Source organism: Leptospira wolbachii serovar Codice str. CDC (genome assembly GCF_000332515.2).
Classification (GTDB): Bacteria; Spirochaetota; Leptospiria; order Leptospirales; family Leptospiraceae; genus Leptospira_A; species Leptospira_A wolbachii.
The window spans coordinates 2,224,590-2,240,071 of record NZ_AOGZ02000014.1 but is presented as its reverse complement, the minus strand read 5'-3'; the positions used below and the strand labels follow the sequence as shown (position 1 = coordinate 2,240,071).

Genomic DNA, 15,482 nt, shown 5'->3' with positions numbered 1-15,482 from the left:
TAACATTCACACAGCAAGCGTATACCGATCAGTTCACCTACTAATACCAAATCCAATTTTTTTTGTTATACGATTATTTTTTAATCGCCTCACATCTATAAAATTTATCTTCTAATCCAAAAGGAAATTATATGATCCAAAGCAACTACTTTCAAACCAACGAAGATTTAAAGGAACATTTTTACGAGTTGATCGATTGGAACGAAATTGTTCCCATCTACGAAAATCAATTCTCAGATTCCAAACTTTATTCGGAAAACCATAATCCTAGATTAGAGTATGCACCATCTAATGTTGATGAGGCGAAATCCTTTTACGAAGAAATTCTTAAATCCTGTGGAGAAATCAGCGGGATGTATGTATCGCAAGTTGCGGCCATTGTCGATTCCAAAGGACTTAAATTTGATAATGGAAATGTAATCCACCCTCAAGAAATGGTGGATGTAATCAAGATGTACCATGACGCAGGTCTTGGCCCCGCTGCATTTAAAAGAAAGTATGGTGGGCTAGGAACACCTAGTATCATCAAAGCGATGATTGCAGAGTTAATGTACAGGTCCGATAGTTCCATCACCATTGCTGTGGGAAGTATGGGGCTTGCCTCTATCTTAGAAGTCTGTGCTTCCGACGAAATGAAAGAAGAATGGATCCCAAAATTAATTTCGGGAAATTACACAGTCACTATGGGACTTTCAGAACCAGACTTTGGATCTGATTTGCCGAATGTAACAACTAAGGCAACAAAGAAGGATGACAAATGGTTTCTCAATGGAACCAAAAGATTCCAAACAGTAGCTTGTGGAATCAATGGAAGTCCAGGCATTACGCTCACGTTAGCAAGAACAGGAACACAAGAAAGTGGAGCGAGGGGTCTTTCCTTCTTTATCGTTGAGAACAAAAATTATGCAGTCCAAGGAATTGAAAAGAAACTGGGAATCAAAGCATCTGCTACATGTGAAACTGTGTTTGAAAATAGCGAAGGCCACTTAGTTGGCAAAGAAGGTTTCGGGCTTGTGAAGTATGTGATGGGAATGCTTAATGGTGCCCGCCTCAGTGTATCCTCCCAAGGCACAGGAATTGTGACTGCTGCTTATGAAGAGGCACTCAAATATGCAAAAGAAAGAATCCAATTTGGAAAACCCATTTATGAAATTCCTGCAGTCCGTCGTATCTTGGATCGTATGGAAAGGGAACTTGCTGCAATGCGTTGTCTTATGGTTGAAGCCGCTTATTCGGTCGACAAATACTATTGGTATGAAGACGGCAGAACAGTAAGTCCAGAAGAATCCAAAATCGGAAAATTTTGGGAAAAGGTAGCAAACACACTTACACCCATATCCAAATACTACAACTCAGAAATGTGTAATGACCTGGCTTACGATGGATTACAAGTATTAGGTGGTGCAGGTTATACAGAAGATTATGATCTTTCCAGACTTTACCGAGATGCAAGGATTACCAACATCTATGATGGAACCACACAAATCCAAGTCAATGCGGCCATAGGGGGAGTCACTTCTGGAATGAGTCCTACAGGTACTTTCCGTGCTTACCTAGACCATTTGGCAAAAGGGTCCGAAGTCAATCCCAAACTACAAGAAATCAGAAACCTCTTTGAATCCATTGTAGAAACATACAAGTCCATAGAAGACCAACAAACTAAGGAAACATATAGTTTCGAAGTGGTAGAATCAGCAGCACGAGTTGTTGTTGGTTATCTGATGGAAAGAGCAAAAAACAAATCCACTAAAAGAAAGGATTTGCGCACCCAGTGGTGTAAAGGATTCCATAACGATAGTTTGGCGATCCTATCTGCAAACAAAATCAGACTTACGTGAAGTAAAAAAAAAGGGTCCTCGCAATTGAGGACCCTAAGCATGGAAAGGGATAGATTTTCCAAGATGCGCCAATGGAAAATCTAAAGTTATTCAGGTTAAGTGAGGGTGACTGATTTCTCTCCGGTAGGAAGGGAAACTTGAAAACTGGGTTGAGTAATGATACCTTTTGGTTCCAAATACACTTTACGGTTCCCCATTAATTTCCCCGCAATCGAATCAGGAAAAGAATAAGCAATAATACGTTTCCACACAGAAGCGAACTGTTTCACAAAACTTCCTGTATTGTAGTGTTGGCCATACTTAGCGCAAATTTCTTTCAAACGAGGAGCCACTTCACGGTAACGTTTTGCTGGCATACCAGGAAACATGTGATGTTCGATTTGATGACTCAAATGTCCTGTCATTGTATAAAACAACTTACTACCATCTAAGTTAGAGGAACCTTTGAGTTGTCTCAAATACCACTGCGCTTTCGATTCACCAACAATTTCTTCTACAGAAAAGGATTCTGCATTCTCTGTAAAATGACCACAAAAGATCACTGCATAAGTCCAAAGGTTTCTGATTAAATTTGCGATCATATTCCCAAGAATGATTTTCGGAAAATTCAAACCGGCAAGAAGTGGAAACAAAACATAATCTTTTACAAGTTGCAATTCAACCTTCTTAAAGAAAACAGCCTTAAAATCTTTTAAAGTTCTTTTATTTCTCTGTTTTTTTGGAATTTCCAAGTGTTCTACACGGAATCCATGTGCACCAATTCCCCACTGAAAGTTCATCGCTAGGAATAAATTGGTGAATGGTTGTGTAAGATGAACCGGCTTCCATTTTTGTCCTTCGGTCAAACGAGTAAAATTATAACCATAGTCATGGTCTTTGTTTAATACATTTGTATATGTATGGTGCATATAGTTGTGATAAAACTTCCATTGGTGAGCATCACTTACGATATCCCATTCAAAGGTTCTAGAATTAAAACGAGGATCATTCATCCAATCATATTGTCCATGCAGAACATTATGACCAAGTTCCATATTGTTTATGATTTTTGATATGGAGAGTAACAATGTACCTGCTACAAAAGAAATTGGTTCAAAACTAAAGTGAATGAGTCCACGACCAAAAATTTCAGTATATCGATAGGTTTTATACATGAACCGGATATGGTCTGCATCTTCCTTTCCTACTTTGGACATCACCTCTTCCCGAAGGGCATCCACTTCTTTTCCAAAAGATTCAATTTCTTCTTTATTTAATTTTTTGCTAATTGTTCTCATTTTTTATTCCTATGATTATTTCTTTAAATTTTGATTCTCTAATTTTTAGATTTCAAATCTCTAGAGCTCTAATTCCAAATTTGATTCAGCACGTGAGATACAGATCTGAATGTTCTCTTCACCTAACTCAGATACTTCGCCTTTCGATAAATCCGTTACAGAACCTGCCGCTTTTTTACAAACACAAGTATGGCAAATTCCCATTCGACATCCACTTTGAGGATAAATTCCCTGGTCTTCTAATTCCTCTAATAAGGAACGTTCCCCTTTCACCTGAATGGTTTTGTGACTGAGAGATAAAAAAACATCCACGGTTCCAGTTTTTTTTACCTTCAAGGAAGATTGTCCAGGCAACATAAATAACTCTGACTTTACTTCGTTGCCTTCTAAAAGCGAGAGAGCTTTGGTTTGCATTGGTGCCGGGCCACAAACATAAACAGAATAAGATTTCAAATCATCTGTATACTTCTGTAAAATTTCTTTGGTTAAAAAACCTGAATCGTAACCGTCTTTAGCAACATCTGAAAAAACATAACGAATTTCTAACCAACCTGTGGTTTTTGCGATCTCTTCTAAGGAAGAACGTAAAATGATATTTTCAAAAGACCTAACAAAATATAGAAGAGTGGCTTTGCCATTGTATTTCAACGATTGCAGTTGTTTAAGAATGGAATGGATAGGAGTGATTCCACTTCCCCCCGCCAAAAATAAAAACTTTGAAGGTAAAATTTTGGGAAGGACAAACTCTCCTGATGCCTCACCCAATTCCAACAAATCACCTTTTTTGATATTTTGATTGATAAAATTGGATACAAGACCACCTGACTGACGTTTCACGGTGATCGATAAATACTTTTCTCCTGGAGTTGAAGACAAAGAATAAAACCTTGTCACTCGCCTTCCTGCAATTTCGACAGTTACAGGAATATGTTGGCCTGCGGAAAATCCCTTCCAAAGCCAATTGGGCTTCAAAACCAAAGTTTTTGCGTCCGCAGTTTCTTCTCTGACAGCAACAACCTTTGCTTTGATGGCTGTTACCGAGAACCTCGGATTGATTTCACCAAGTAGAAAATCCGCCCATTCTTTGGGTTGGAGGAAATTCAGGAACTGCTTGGGCTCATTAAAGATAAAAGGAAATGTTTTCATTTTCGCCTCGTATTTCGCATTTAAGTGAACACTCGTTCACGGATATATCTAATAGTGTTAATTTACATCGTTAGGTACGTCAACCCTAAAACGGGGTTTTAATCCTTGCATTTTCAAAAAAAGTGAACAATCGTTTACTGAATTCAACTCATGAAACTCAACAAACGATATGCCCAGAAACTTCGCACCCACAGCAATCTGTTGGAGGGCGCATTACGGCTTATGGGTGAGGAAAAGGGGCTTGGAGACCTAAGCCTACGAGAAGTGCTGGAATCGTTCCTGCCGCTTTCTATCGGCATTTCAAAAATATGGAGGAATTGGGTTTGTCCTTAGTGGATGACTGTGGGGGGCGAATCCAAGCCATTGTGGGTGATGCCAGAAACAAGGGTGCCTATAAGTCAGCTCTGCGATTGACGATTGGGTTTTTCTTCGACTACGTGACAAACAACAGGTCCCTGTTTCGTTTCATTGCCAGAGAACGGACAGGAGGCAACCAGAAGATCCGAGAAAAAATTCGGGAATCCATGAAGGCCATTGCCACCGAACTGGCCAAAGATATGCGAATGCCAAAAATGATTCCTGATGCCGATATCCAATTTGCTTCCGAGTTGATTGTTAGTATTTGTTTTCAAATGGCCTCTGATTTTTTAGATCTTGCGACCGATGCCCATTCGGAAATGAGAAAACTAAAACTACAAACAATCAAACAAGTTAGGTTGGTTTTTATTGGAACGATTCGGGGGAGAAAACGAAGGTAAAGAAAATTTAGGAAACAAAAACGATTTAAGTGTTTTTGTCTTTGGTTTGCCCTGGAAAAGAAATCATTATATTTAGTCCCTCTCCTTTTTTAGAAACAGAAGAGAAAACTCCTTTTAATTGGGAGGTCAAACTTCGAATCAACTCATATCCGAAATGATTTCCCTTTTCGATATTCACTGAATCAGGTAATCCCTCTCCATCATCCCCTACGGATAAAATAATATTTTCATTCGAACGAGACAAATGAATGCGGATGTCCCCACCTTTGTCATTAGGATAAGCATACTTCAAGGCATTGGTTAAAAGTTCATTGAGAATCAAACCCAGTGGTAATGTTCTTTTTAGATCCAATCGAATCTCTTCTAACTTCACATCAAATCTTATTTTTGTAGGATTGAGTACAAAGATATCATGAAGACTAAAAACCAAATCTTCAATGTACTTACGTAGATCGACAGATTCTAAATCTTCCGATTGGTAAAGGTTTTCATAAACCTTGGACATAGACATGATTCTAGATTGTGCATTCAAAAACGACTGTTTGGCGACTTCATTTTCAACCTTAAAGGATTCTAAATTCAAAAGACCAGAAATGATAGCGAGAGTATTCTTAACTCGGTGTTGCAGTTCCTTTAGGAGAACATCTTTTTCTTCTAAAGATTTTGCGAGGCGACCTTCCATATCCAAAATTTTTGTGACATCTAAGTTAATCCATAAATTGAAATTTTCCCCAGCAATTTCAAAGGCTTGGCTAAAGACGAGAACTTCAAATTTGGTTCCATCGGTGTGTTCGACAGACATCCTTTCCCCAGACAACCTTCCGTTTGCCTGATAGATTTTATTTAGTTGTTCTATTTGATCTGGATTACTCCAGGCTTTAAACTCTTCTGTTTTTTTGCCGACAACCTTGGATTTTTCCAGTTGGAAGATAGTCTCCATGGAAGAGTTTACATCTAGATACGTTCCATCTTTGACTGTAGAAATGGCCATAGCAATGGGGCTCAGTTGGAAAACCTTTGCATACAGACTTTCCCCATCCTTTGGGGGAACCATCACAGACGCATTTGGAGTTTCTCGAAAAACAATAACAATTCCGTTTAGATTTTTTTCAGTATCCAAAATGGGAGATATAGTTTCTGTAACATGTGTTTCGCGACCAGTACGAGAGACGATAATCAAATCATTTCTACGTTCTGTCTGAAGCAATTCATTGGATGAGTTAAAAAAAGGATAGGATACCCTGGTCCTTGCATCTGCTTGAACTAAATATAAGAAAGAGTTAAGATCCTTTTCTAATACTTCGGCTTTTTGGTAACCAAACATATCCAAAGCCTTATGATTGATTTCTCGAATCAAACCTTCCGGTGAAAGAACAATCACTCCGTCACCCATTGCCTCAAAAGTGATACGAAGTTCTTTTTCCCTAACAGCTAACGTTTGTTCTGCCCTATAAAGTTGAAGTGCAGATCTAATCATACATTCTACTATTTCTGGACTCGAAATTTTGGGAACATAACCGTAGTGTTTTATTTTACAAACTCTATCCAATATTTTATTATCAGAATAACCACTGACAAAAAGGATGGGAATCTCACGAAATGAGAGAATCTTTTCTGCAAGTTGGATTCCATCCATACCATCAGAAAGATTGATATCCATGAGTATTAAATCTACTTTCTCACCTGATGTTATATAGTCGTAAGCATCATTTGTATTTGATACATACTGCACTGAATACCCTTTGTTTTTTAAAAACTCCGATTGTGAGATTGCCAATATGGCTTCATCTTCCACAAGTAGAATATGACCTAAACTATGTTTGAGTTCCGTAAGTGGCATGGAGTGTTCTATCGATCTTCATAATTAGCCGATAGAAAAGCAATCGATTAAGACGATAAAATTTAATGAAAAAAATCTAAATCATCTGCAATAAAATTTTTAGGCAAATGTTGAACGAATGTCAGTTCTTAATTACTAAAAAGTTCAGGGGTCGAGGATTATGTCGATTTTTAAGCACAAACGAATGTTTGTTGACATAAATATTACGTAAGGATCCGAACTACGGATCGTTTTTTCTACCAGATGTTCTTTTTTCAGATACTTAAATTGGTTAGACGCAAATTCGTTTAATCTTCCCACAAACAAGCGAAGGCGTTGGTGCGAAACAAATCGTTTAATGAGTGATTGCTCAAAGAAAGGCTAAAAACTCAGGGGTAGTACCTAACTAATGTTATCAATTGGATAGAGTGAGAATCTAGGTCAGGGTTCAAAGAAAGCAAGATTTTCTGGCCCTTCATGAATCACGATCCGTCGGATCCTTCCTTCAGAGGATTTTACATCTTCCTTCAAACCAAAGTAAAACCAGCGAGCCACATTCTCCGAAGTCGGGTTGATGCCCTTAAAATCTGGATGGTCATTGATAAGGATGTGGTCAATGGAATGCACAAGTTCCATGAGTTTGGTCCGTGCAGTTAGAAAATCGTAAGAAATGCCGTCTGGCCGAATGTTCGTATTTCCTTCCAAAAATACTTCTACCTTCCAGGAATGGCCATGGATTGGCTCATCGGAGCCATCGGCAAAGTACTGGTAGAGGAAATGGGCCGACTCAAACCGACCTTCAATCCGGACATAAAATTTCCCGTTTTCCTGGGTAAACATTCCATTGACGAATAGAGCATAGTCCAATATTTGTATAGTAATTTCCTTTCGAGGGTTCTTAAGATGACTGAAACAACAAAACCGCGCTTTTTTAAAGAAATGACTGTGGGCGAGGCAATCGCAATCCACCCAGAAGCAGGTCTAGTTTTCTCCAGCTACCATTTAGGTGGATGTTCACACTGCTCCATCAATGAAGTAGAAACCATTGAACAAGTTTGTATGGGTTACGGTGTAGAAGTAGACACTCTCATCGATTCACTGAACAACCTTTTCTCTGAAGAATAGACTTAATTCTCAACTCAAACCGGGCCCGAATTGCGGCCCTCGTATTTTTTCCACCCCAGTAATGATTCCATAGGTTTACGATGGCAAAACAGTTTGTACGTTTCCAATATAAGAACAAAATTGATTGGGGGTTCGTCACTGAGGAAAACATCCTCCCTCTACAAACGGGAGACAAACCCACCAAAGATTTGCTAGTCGATCTTCAAAAAAAAAGAATCAAACTAAATTCTAAATCTAAAAAACTGATTCCTAGAAAGGATGTTACACTCCTCTCTCCGATCACTGCACCTTGCCAAGTCATTTGCCAAGGGGCTAATTATCATAAACATACTTTGGAATCGGGACTCGATCCCAAATCCAAAACATACAATTTGTTTTTTACCAAGTCTGATGTTTCGCTCACCGCTGCCATCGGTGATGTGATCCGCCCAAATCATGTAGAACTTTTAGATTATGAAATTGAATTGGGAATTGTATTTGGGAAAGATATCGATTTTCCGTTAGATGTTCAATCTTATCATCCGAGTGAGTACATTGCTGCCCTCTTCATTGCCAATGACATTTCAGCAAGGGACATCCAACTTCCACAATTACAATGGTATAAAGGAAAATCCTATAGAACCTTTTTCCCTGCAGGTCCCATACTTCTTGTACTCGAACCTGGTGATTATGAACGAATCCATTCTTTGGAGCTGAATCTAAAGGTCAATGGACAGTTAAGACAATCAGCAAAGGCAAACCAAATGGTTTTTCCACCGAAGGAATCGATCGCAGAACTCTCATTATTTACACAAATTCGAGTCGGTGATGTTTTGTTAACTGGGACACCCGCAGGATGTGCTCTCAAAGCTCCGGGAAAACTAAAACAAATCTTTGCAAGTTTTTTCCCTGAACATAAAAAATGGGAACTTTTTATCAAAGGACAAAAACAACGAACTGAGTATTTGCAACCAGGGGATTTGATCCAAGCAACGATTCGCACTGCGGATGGAAAGATGGACTTAGGAGAACAAGTTCTTCAAGTGAAACAAGGCTAAATTCATTGGACAACCTAACTTATAGTATACCAGGACTTCTTTTCCCAGCGATCTCCTTACTGATGCTTGCTTATACCAACCGATTTTTTGGACTCGCCAAACTATCGAGACAACTTTTATCAGAATACGAAAAATCTAAATCAGAAATCCTAGAAAAACAAATCCACAACCTACGGTTTCGAATTTCTTTGATTTTGTACGCTCAAAGTGCCGGAATCTTTAGTTTGATTTTATGTACCTGCTCCATGGGTATGATACCATTTTATAACATAGTAGCTTGGGTTTTATTTGCTACGTCACTTTTGTTTATGGTAATCTCACTTATACTTGCACTAATTGAAATCCATTTATCAGTAATTGCCTTAGACATAGAAAGAAATTCAATATTGAATTCTGTATCAAAATAAGAACTTATACCTAAAAAAATATTATCTGTGCTAACTATGAAACATCATAGTAATCGCAGTCCTAGATTCGAATGACTATCTTTCCAAAATGAGACCCCGATCGTAAATATCTTATCGCCTCTGCCGATTCTTCTAATGTAAAAACTCTATCAACAACCGGCCTTAAACCAGAAACTTCGATCGCTTGGTTCATTTCAATAAAGGCTTTTCTCCCCCCGACAACCAGGCCTTGGATTTTCAAATTGTTCATCACTGCCGGCAGTAAATTTAATTCTCCCGATTTACCAGCAAGGATTCCAATCAAATGAATGACACCAAACGGACGACAGGCGGCAATGGACTGTTCTAAAGTTCCGGCTCCACCCACTTCAATGATATGATCGGCACCCACTTTATTGGTAATCCGTCGGACTTCCTTTCCCCATTCCGGTGTTTCCTTATAATTAACTAAATAATCAGCACCTAATTCTTTTCCTCGTTCCAATTTTTCACCACTGGATGATGTGAGAATCACTTTGGCACCAACAAGTTTAGCGAATTGCAAGGCAAAGATCGAAACCCCACCTGTTCCCTGTACAACGACAAATTCACCCGGCTTTACATTGCTGAATTGAAAAAGACCAGACCATGCCGTGAGTGCTGCGCAAGGTAAAGTTGCTGCTTCCTCATAAGATAAATGGGAAGGAATTCGCACAAGGCCTGTCTCTGGAACTAAAGCTAACTCCCGCAAGGTTCCCGGAAGTGGGCCACCAATCGTATGACGCATTTCTGCATGTGTTGCTTCTTTTGCGATCCACTTGGGAGCAAATGTTAAAAGAACACGATCCCCCACGGCCCACTCAGTCACTTGGGAACCTATCGCAATCACTTCGCCTGCACCATCACTGCAAGGAACTAAAGGAAGTGGAAATTTAGGATTGTACTTTCCTTCGACAACTAAAGAGTCTCGGTAATTTAAAGATGCGGCTCGCAAACGAACCAAAACTTCGCTGGGGCCTGGACTTGTAGGTTCAGGAACATCAATAATTTCTAAATGATCCAAACCAAAACGAAGGATCTGTGCCTGTTTCATCTATTCCTCTAATTGATCTTAAACTACAAAATAAAACGTCTAGATGTGATTACTTACTAAGAACAATTTCACCCTTTTCGTTTAACGGAAAAAATGGGTTGTATGCTAGTTCAAATATATGGCCGTCCGGGTCTTGAAAATAAGCACTATATCCACCCCAAAAAACTTTTTGAGGTTCTTTGAGAATCTTTGCACCTAACTTTCTTACTTTGTCTATCACCGTGTCTACTTCAGCTTCACTAGCGAGATTTTGAGCCAAAGTAATGCCCGAAAACTCTTGGCGTTTTTGAAATGGGATTCCTATGTCTTTTGCTAAATCTTCTTCACCGAACAAACCAAAGACAACTGCCCCAATTTGAAAAAAAGCGACACTATCATTACTTTCTTCTGATCGTTTCCAACCAAGTCCAGTTTCATAGAAATCGATGGAGCGTTTCAAATCGGACACCCCTAGAGTGATTAAATTGATTCGTGGAAACATACACAATTCTCCCTTGTCAAAACATGAACTTTCTAAAAATAAAAAATAAGAAAACAGAAACAGACTTCACAAAACGGACGTTTCATGGTAGATGGAGCCATTGGGTGGCGGGTGGTTAACCCCACCCAGTCTAAATAGGGCGGGGACATGTACCTAAATACTCACCTGGAAAGAATTACTTCTTCCCAAGACCTGTAGTTTTTGCACCAACCAGGATTGACATGTTTCCTGCAGGGTGTTTATTTTCGCGCATCAACTGATGGCATTCACCAGTTTGTTCAAAACGGTATGTTTCTGCCAAAACTGGATCCACTTTTTTATCGATCACGAGTTGGTTCAAATCACGGCAGTTGTCGTCGTTTGCGAAGTGAGAACCTTGTAGACGTTTTTGTCTCATCCACAAATAACGAAGGTCAGCTGTTGCATTGAAACCAGAAGTTCCCGCACAAATCACAACCATACCACCTGTTTCACAAACAAATACGGATGTAGGAAGTGTACTTTCCCCTGGATGTTCAAAAACGATTTGAGGGTTTTTACCTTTACCGGCAATGTCCCAAATCGCTTTTCCAAATTCACGTGCTTGTTTGGTCCACTCAACAAATGCTTCTGGTTTGTTGATATCGGAAGTAAGGGCTCCCCAATGTTTGAACTTGTTACGGTTGATCACACCAGCAGCACCTAAGTTTTTACAAAAATCAATTTTGTCATCAGAAGAAACGACAGCGATAGGAACCCCGCCGGCTGCTTTTACAATTTGGATCGCCATGGCACCAAGTCCACCAGCTCCACCCCAAATCAGTGCAACATCTCCCGGTTTTACATCGTTTGGTTTCCAATGGTGTAACATTCTGTAGGCGGTAGCAGCAACTAACATATAAGCTGCGGATGCTTCCCAAGTTAGATGTTGTGGGCGAGGAAGACACTGGTGGTCTTGCACTTTGCAAAACTGTGCAAAGGATCCCCAATTGGATTCATATCCCCAAATGATTTGAGAAGGTGCATACATTGGATCTTTTCCAGCAAGAACCCAAGGATCTTTTGGATCCCACATCGCACAATGGACAACAACTTCGTCACCCACTTTCACATTCTTAACTTCGGATCCAACTTTATAGACAATACCGGACGCATCAGATCCACCGATGTGGAATTTTTCTGGTTCGCCTTTTTTGTTACGAGCGGCGATCACATCCACTGGATACCCAAGGGCAGCCCAAACGTTGTTATAGTTGACCCCAGCAGCCATTGTGGCCACGAGAACTTCGTTCGGACCGATCTCCGGAACATCAATGACTTCTGCTTGGAAAGAAGTTTTCGGTTCGCCGTAACGTTCCGGGCGAATGACCTGCGCGTGCATTTTTTTGGGCACAACTCCAATAGGAGGAAGTTCCCCTACTGGTACGATTTCTACGTTGCTCATAGATTACCTTTTACGAATAAAATTTATAGAGTTTCTTAGAACGTTTTAAAAAAGGCATCAGTTGTCAATCGCTTCCCCACTCCATAGAAAAGGCAAATGTCCACGCAGATTGGTAGAGCCTGTACTCGCGATCTCTTTGTAACGGGTATCGATAGGCGAGACTCATGTTATACTTCTCCGAAAAATTCCAAGAAAACCCTGCACTGCCTTCCGTAAAATAAGAGGGATTGGCTTTATCTTTTTCTTTGGAATAATCAACACCGTTATAGGGATTGCGATACAAGAGCCCGGTAAAAAGAGAAATCTCTGGCATCAAATAATACGTCACATAAGCCGACACAAGTGCGGTTTTTTTAAATTCATATTCCGGCTCTGGTGGTGAGGCAGAAGCCTTCCTAAAATAATAAGGAACACCGTCGTTGTCTTGTAAGTTGTTTGGTTGTGGTCTAGAAAGGGGACTTAATCCGCCGATTTTTGTAACAAAGGACCACTTCTCATACAAATAGCCAAGTTTGATAAACCCTGTGCCCGTATAATAATTTCCACCAGTAAATCGATCCGTGTCGGGACCACTGGGGAAACCAACCGAACCCTCAATCACAAAAAAGTAAGGTTTATCCAAATCAAAGAAGGGTTGGTATTTAAAACCAAGGTAGGTTTTTCCAATCCTTGCCGCATCCTCTCTCCCTCTCTGTTGGTAATAATTCCAAGGAACCGAAGCATTGAGAGCAAACCGTCCATCAAAAAAATTCATCTCAGCAAAGGCAGTGGTTGTGAAGAGGTGACTATTCTCCCGAGTCGATTGGTAATAATCTTGGGTCATTACCAAATAGTTAGTTGGTTTCTCTCGTTTTCCAGTAAAGGGATCCACAAACCTGGCCGTTGCATTGGGACTATCCGACGAACCCGTGTGATGCGAATATAGAGATTGAATGCTTAAGAGTAAAAAAATTAAGACAATACAAATCTGTTTCATCTTTCTACTCCAGGAAAACATCCAGGGAAACTAAAAACAATATCTTCCGCTTGGAGATTTTGTTGAAGAATATTGTATAAGGGAATATTGGAGACTTTGGATATAACAACGGTTGTGTCTGGAAGGTCAAATAAGTCTTTTAAAAATCTAATGGGCGTTCCCGAAACACTCCGATCTTGGTATAAAGAGGATAAAGAAAATAATATTTCTATATTGCCGCTACGACCATTTTTTATCGGAATTTTACACTTAGGTGTAATCAGTTTATTTCCTTGAGGCAGTAGAATGGTCACTGATTTTGTGGTTCCACCAGTAACATCCATCCGAATATAAATCTCTTCCCAACTCACATTTGCCACCGCCACCACCCCCAGTGGCATGTTCGAAAGTCTAGTATTGGGATAAAGGAAACTAGCTCCTGTTTCCACAGTGCTATTGTATTGTGTGATATTGGACACAGTTCCCGCTGATAAAAACGAATACGATTTACCATACAAATCATCTGCTGGCAAATCCAAAGGGACCGTATATGGGGTATGGGTCTTGGCTGTGGAACTTTTTTCAGAACTAGTGGCCGATACACCTAACGTCTGATTGGGTGGGTTGATTCGGTAGGTTCCCGTTTCCCAATTGATATAAGTACTACTTTGGATGGTGACATTATAAGTTGTAGGTGCAGGACTCGTCAAACTAAACTGATTTAGATTATCATCCGCTTGGTCATCATAAGATCGAAGGTTTGTTCCCACGGCGACCGTTTGGTTGTTGTTAAAAAAGATCAAATTCTGCAAGATCGCAAGTTTGTCTTTATTACTATCACCCACCGAACCAAAAGTACAGTGTGCCAAGAAAACTAAAAAACTGGAAATAAAGATAAGTCGACTAACCAAGTGCTTCATCAAAAAGGACTCGCAAACTTCGGATTTTTTAAAAACTCTTCATCGGTAAGTGCGAGAAGGAAGTTTACCATATTTGCTCTTTCTGCAGGTGTAAGTGTGAAAATACGAATAAGACTTGAATCTTTTCCGCTATGGTTCTGACCACCTGACTCATAATGTTGAATGACTTTTGTCAATGCATCCCGTGCACAATCCACTTTTGTTTTTCCAGCTCCTGCTGGTTTATCAGGATTGTTTGCATCATCACACATAAAAGATCCATCATGCATATAAGGATAGGTAACACCAATATTACGTAAAGATGGGGCTCGAAATTTTCCCTTATCAGAGTCGACACCTGTTAGGTCAAATAATCCTTGTTTGTTGCTCGGTAAAACTGCATAATAGGTATCATCATGAATCCCATTGCTATGGTAAAAAAATTCCTCTTTTGCCCCTCCATGAAAGGAAGTGTCAGTAAAGTTAAATCCTCCATGACAGTGAAAGCATTCGGCTTTTTCTCCATTAAATAAATTAAGTCCGCTAATTTCGGAAGCATTTAATGCTGATTTGTTATTTCTAAATGTGTATTGGTCATATCTGGAATTCCCCGAAATCATAGTTCTCTGAAAACTCGCGAGAGCATAACGCACATTTTGTTCTGTAATTCCAGAGCCACCAAATGCACGTTCAAACATAGGCTGATAGATCGAATTAGAGGCCAATGCACCTAAAAAATTATTATTCTGTAATCCTAGTTCTACCGGAGATTCACCAAACATAGGGGCACGAGCCTGAATTTCCAAACTCGTCATTTTAGGATTACTCCAAGTGAGTCTAGGCATATAGGCAACATTGGATAGATGTTGGGCATTTCTAGGATGGGGTTGGTTTGTGATCCCAGCGGGAAAATCTTTTCCATCGGCAAATGCCAGTGATTGAAAATGGCAACCGCTACAAGCCATCGTCCCATTCCCTGACAATTTTTTTTCGTAAAACAAATGTCTGCCGAGTTCGACCTTAGCTTTTGACATGGGGTTGTCTGCGGGAACATTTGGCACAGGAAAACCTGGCGGTAAATCCCAAACCCAGTCCGAAGCATTGGCTAAAATTCCCAGTGCTAATAACAGCATATCATCGTTTTTTTCCTTCTTCTGGAACGGGAGGATGATACAGCCCGAAAGAAAACTGAATAAAACTAACATAGAGAAATGAATAAACTTCATAAATGTATCCTATTAAAAG

General features: G+C 39.8%; 15 protein-coding genes. 5 read left to right on the top strand and 10 right to left on the bottom strand.

Translation table 11 applies throughout. The features are described from left to right. The first annotated feature begins 131 nt into the window (after nucleotides 1-131). Complete coding sequence (locus LEP1GSC195_RS16065; protein ID WP_015681462.1) at nucleotides 132-1,838, top strand: acyl-CoA dehydrogenase family protein; 1,707 nt, start codon at nucleotides 132-134, stop codon at nucleotides 1,836-1,838. A gap of 95 nt (nucleotides 1,839-1,933) precedes the next feature. Here the strand turns inward: LEP1GSC195_RS16065 and LEP1GSC195_RS16060 are convergent, their stop codons facing one another. Further along, nucleotides 1,934-3,115, bottom strand: a complete 1,182-nt coding sequence (locus LEP1GSC195_RS16060) for a fatty acid desaturase family protein (protein WP_015681040.1) — start codon at nucleotides 3,113-3,115, stop codon at nucleotides 1,934-1,936. Between the two features lie 60 nt (nucleotides 3,116-3,175). Then, a complete protein-coding gene (locus LEP1GSC195_RS16055; RefSeq protein WP_015681857.1) occupies nucleotides 3,176-4,261 on the bottom strand; it encodes a flavin reductase family protein in 1,086 nt (361 codons plus the stop codon). A gap of 332 nt (nucleotides 4,262-4,593) precedes the next feature. Between LEP1GSC195_RS16055 and LEP1GSC195_RS16050 the strand changes: the two genes are divergently transcribed. Continuing rightward, nucleotides 4,594-5,019 carry an AcrR family transcriptional regulator gene (locus tag LEP1GSC195_RS16050; RefSeq protein WP_408605945.1) on the top strand — a complete coding sequence of 142 codons (426 nt, stop codon included), beginning with the start codon at nucleotides 4,594-4,596 and terminating at the stop codon, nucleotides 5,017-5,019. 25 nt (nucleotides 5,020-5,044) lie between these two features. Here LEP1GSC195_RS16050 and LEP1GSC195_RS16045 read toward each other — a convergent pair whose 3' ends face one another. Both LEP1GSC195_RS16045 and LEP1GSC195_RS16040 read right to left on the bottom strand, forming a co-directional pair. Further along, a complete protein-coding gene (locus tag LEP1GSC195_RS16045; protein ID WP_015680819.1) occupies nucleotides 5,045-6,859 on the bottom strand; it encodes a histidine kinase dimerization/phosphoacceptor domain -containing protein in 1,815 nt (604 codons plus the stop codon). 420 nt (nucleotides 6,860-7,279) lie between these two features. Beyond that, complete coding sequence (locus LEP1GSC195_RS16040) at nucleotides 7,280-7,678, bottom strand: 6-carboxytetrahydropterin synthase (RefSeq protein WP_040507199.1); 399 nt, start codon at nucleotides 7,676-7,678, stop codon at nucleotides 7,280-7,282. A gap of 63 nt (nucleotides 7,679-7,741) precedes the next feature. Here LEP1GSC195_RS16040 and LEP1GSC195_RS16035 point away from each other — a divergent pair, with 63 nt between their 5' ends. From LEP1GSC195_RS16035 to LEP1GSC195_RS16025, 3 genes are all read left to right on the top strand, one after another. Next, complete coding sequence (locus LEP1GSC195_RS16035) at nucleotides 7,742-7,963, top strand: DUF1858 domain-containing protein (protein ID WP_002973441.1); 222 nt, start codon at nucleotides 7,742-7,744, stop codon at nucleotides 7,961-7,963. 80 nt (nucleotides 7,964-8,043) lie between these two features. Further along, entirely contained in the window at nucleotides 8,044-9,000 is a 957-nt protein-coding gene (locus tag LEP1GSC195_RS16030) for a fumarylacetoacetate hydrolase family protein (RefSeq protein WP_015681376.1), read from the top strand. 5 nt (nucleotides 9,001-9,005) lie between these two features. Next, a complete protein-coding gene (locus LEP1GSC195_RS16025) occupies nucleotides 9,006-9,407 on the top strand; it encodes a DUF2721 domain-containing protein (RefSeq protein ID WP_015682352.1) in 402 nt (133 codons plus the stop codon). Nucleotides 9,408-9,468: 61 nt separating this feature from the next. Here the strand turns inward: LEP1GSC195_RS16025 and LEP1GSC195_RS16020 are convergent, their stop codons facing one another. The 6 genes from LEP1GSC195_RS16020 to LEP1GSC195_RS15995 all read right to left on the bottom strand — a co-directional run bounded on the left by LEP1GSC195_RS16020 (nucleotide 9,469) and on the right by LEP1GSC195_RS15995 (nucleotide 15,463). Then, entirely contained in the window at nucleotides 9,469-10,479 is a 1,011-nt protein-coding gene (locus tag LEP1GSC195_RS16020; protein ID WP_015682669.1) for a zinc-dependent alcohol dehydrogenase family protein, read from the bottom strand. 49 nt (nucleotides 10,480-10,528) lie between these two features. Next, nucleotides 10,529-10,960 (bottom strand): VOC family protein, encoded by a 432-nt coding sequence (locus LEP1GSC195_RS16015; RefSeq protein WP_015682452.1) that lies wholly within the window; start codon nucleotides 10,958-10,960, stop codon nucleotides 10,529-10,531. A gap of 175 nt (nucleotides 10,961-11,135) precedes the next feature. After that, nucleotides 11,136-12,383 carry a crotonyl-CoA carboxylase/reductase gene (gene ccrA / locus LEP1GSC195_RS16010; protein WP_015681933.1) on the bottom strand — a complete coding sequence of 416 codons (1,248 nt, stop codon included), beginning with the start codon at nucleotides 12,381-12,383 and terminating at the stop codon, nucleotides 11,136-11,138. Nucleotides 12,384-12,447: 64 nt separating this feature from the next. Continuing rightward, entirely contained in the window at nucleotides 12,448-13,359 is a 912-nt protein-coding gene (locus LEP1GSC195_RS16005) for an LIC11086 family outer membrane transporter (RefSeq protein WP_015680645.1), read from the bottom strand. Beyond that, entirely contained in the window at nucleotides 13,356-14,258 is a 903-nt protein-coding gene (locus LEP1GSC195_RS16000; protein WP_015682436.1) for a hypothetical protein, read from the bottom strand. The genes LEP1GSC195_RS16005 and LEP1GSC195_RS16000 overlap by 4 nt, the downstream gene beginning before the upstream one ends. Further along, complete coding sequence (locus LEP1GSC195_RS15995; RefSeq protein ID WP_015682086.1) at nucleotides 14,258-15,463, bottom strand: MbnH family di-heme enzyme; 1,206 nt, start codon at nucleotides 15,461-15,463, stop codon at nucleotides 14,258-14,260. Before LEP1GSC195_RS15995 ends, LEP1GSC195_RS16000 begins: the two co-directional genes overlap by 1 nt. Nucleotides 15,464-15,482: the final 19 nt, after the last annotated feature.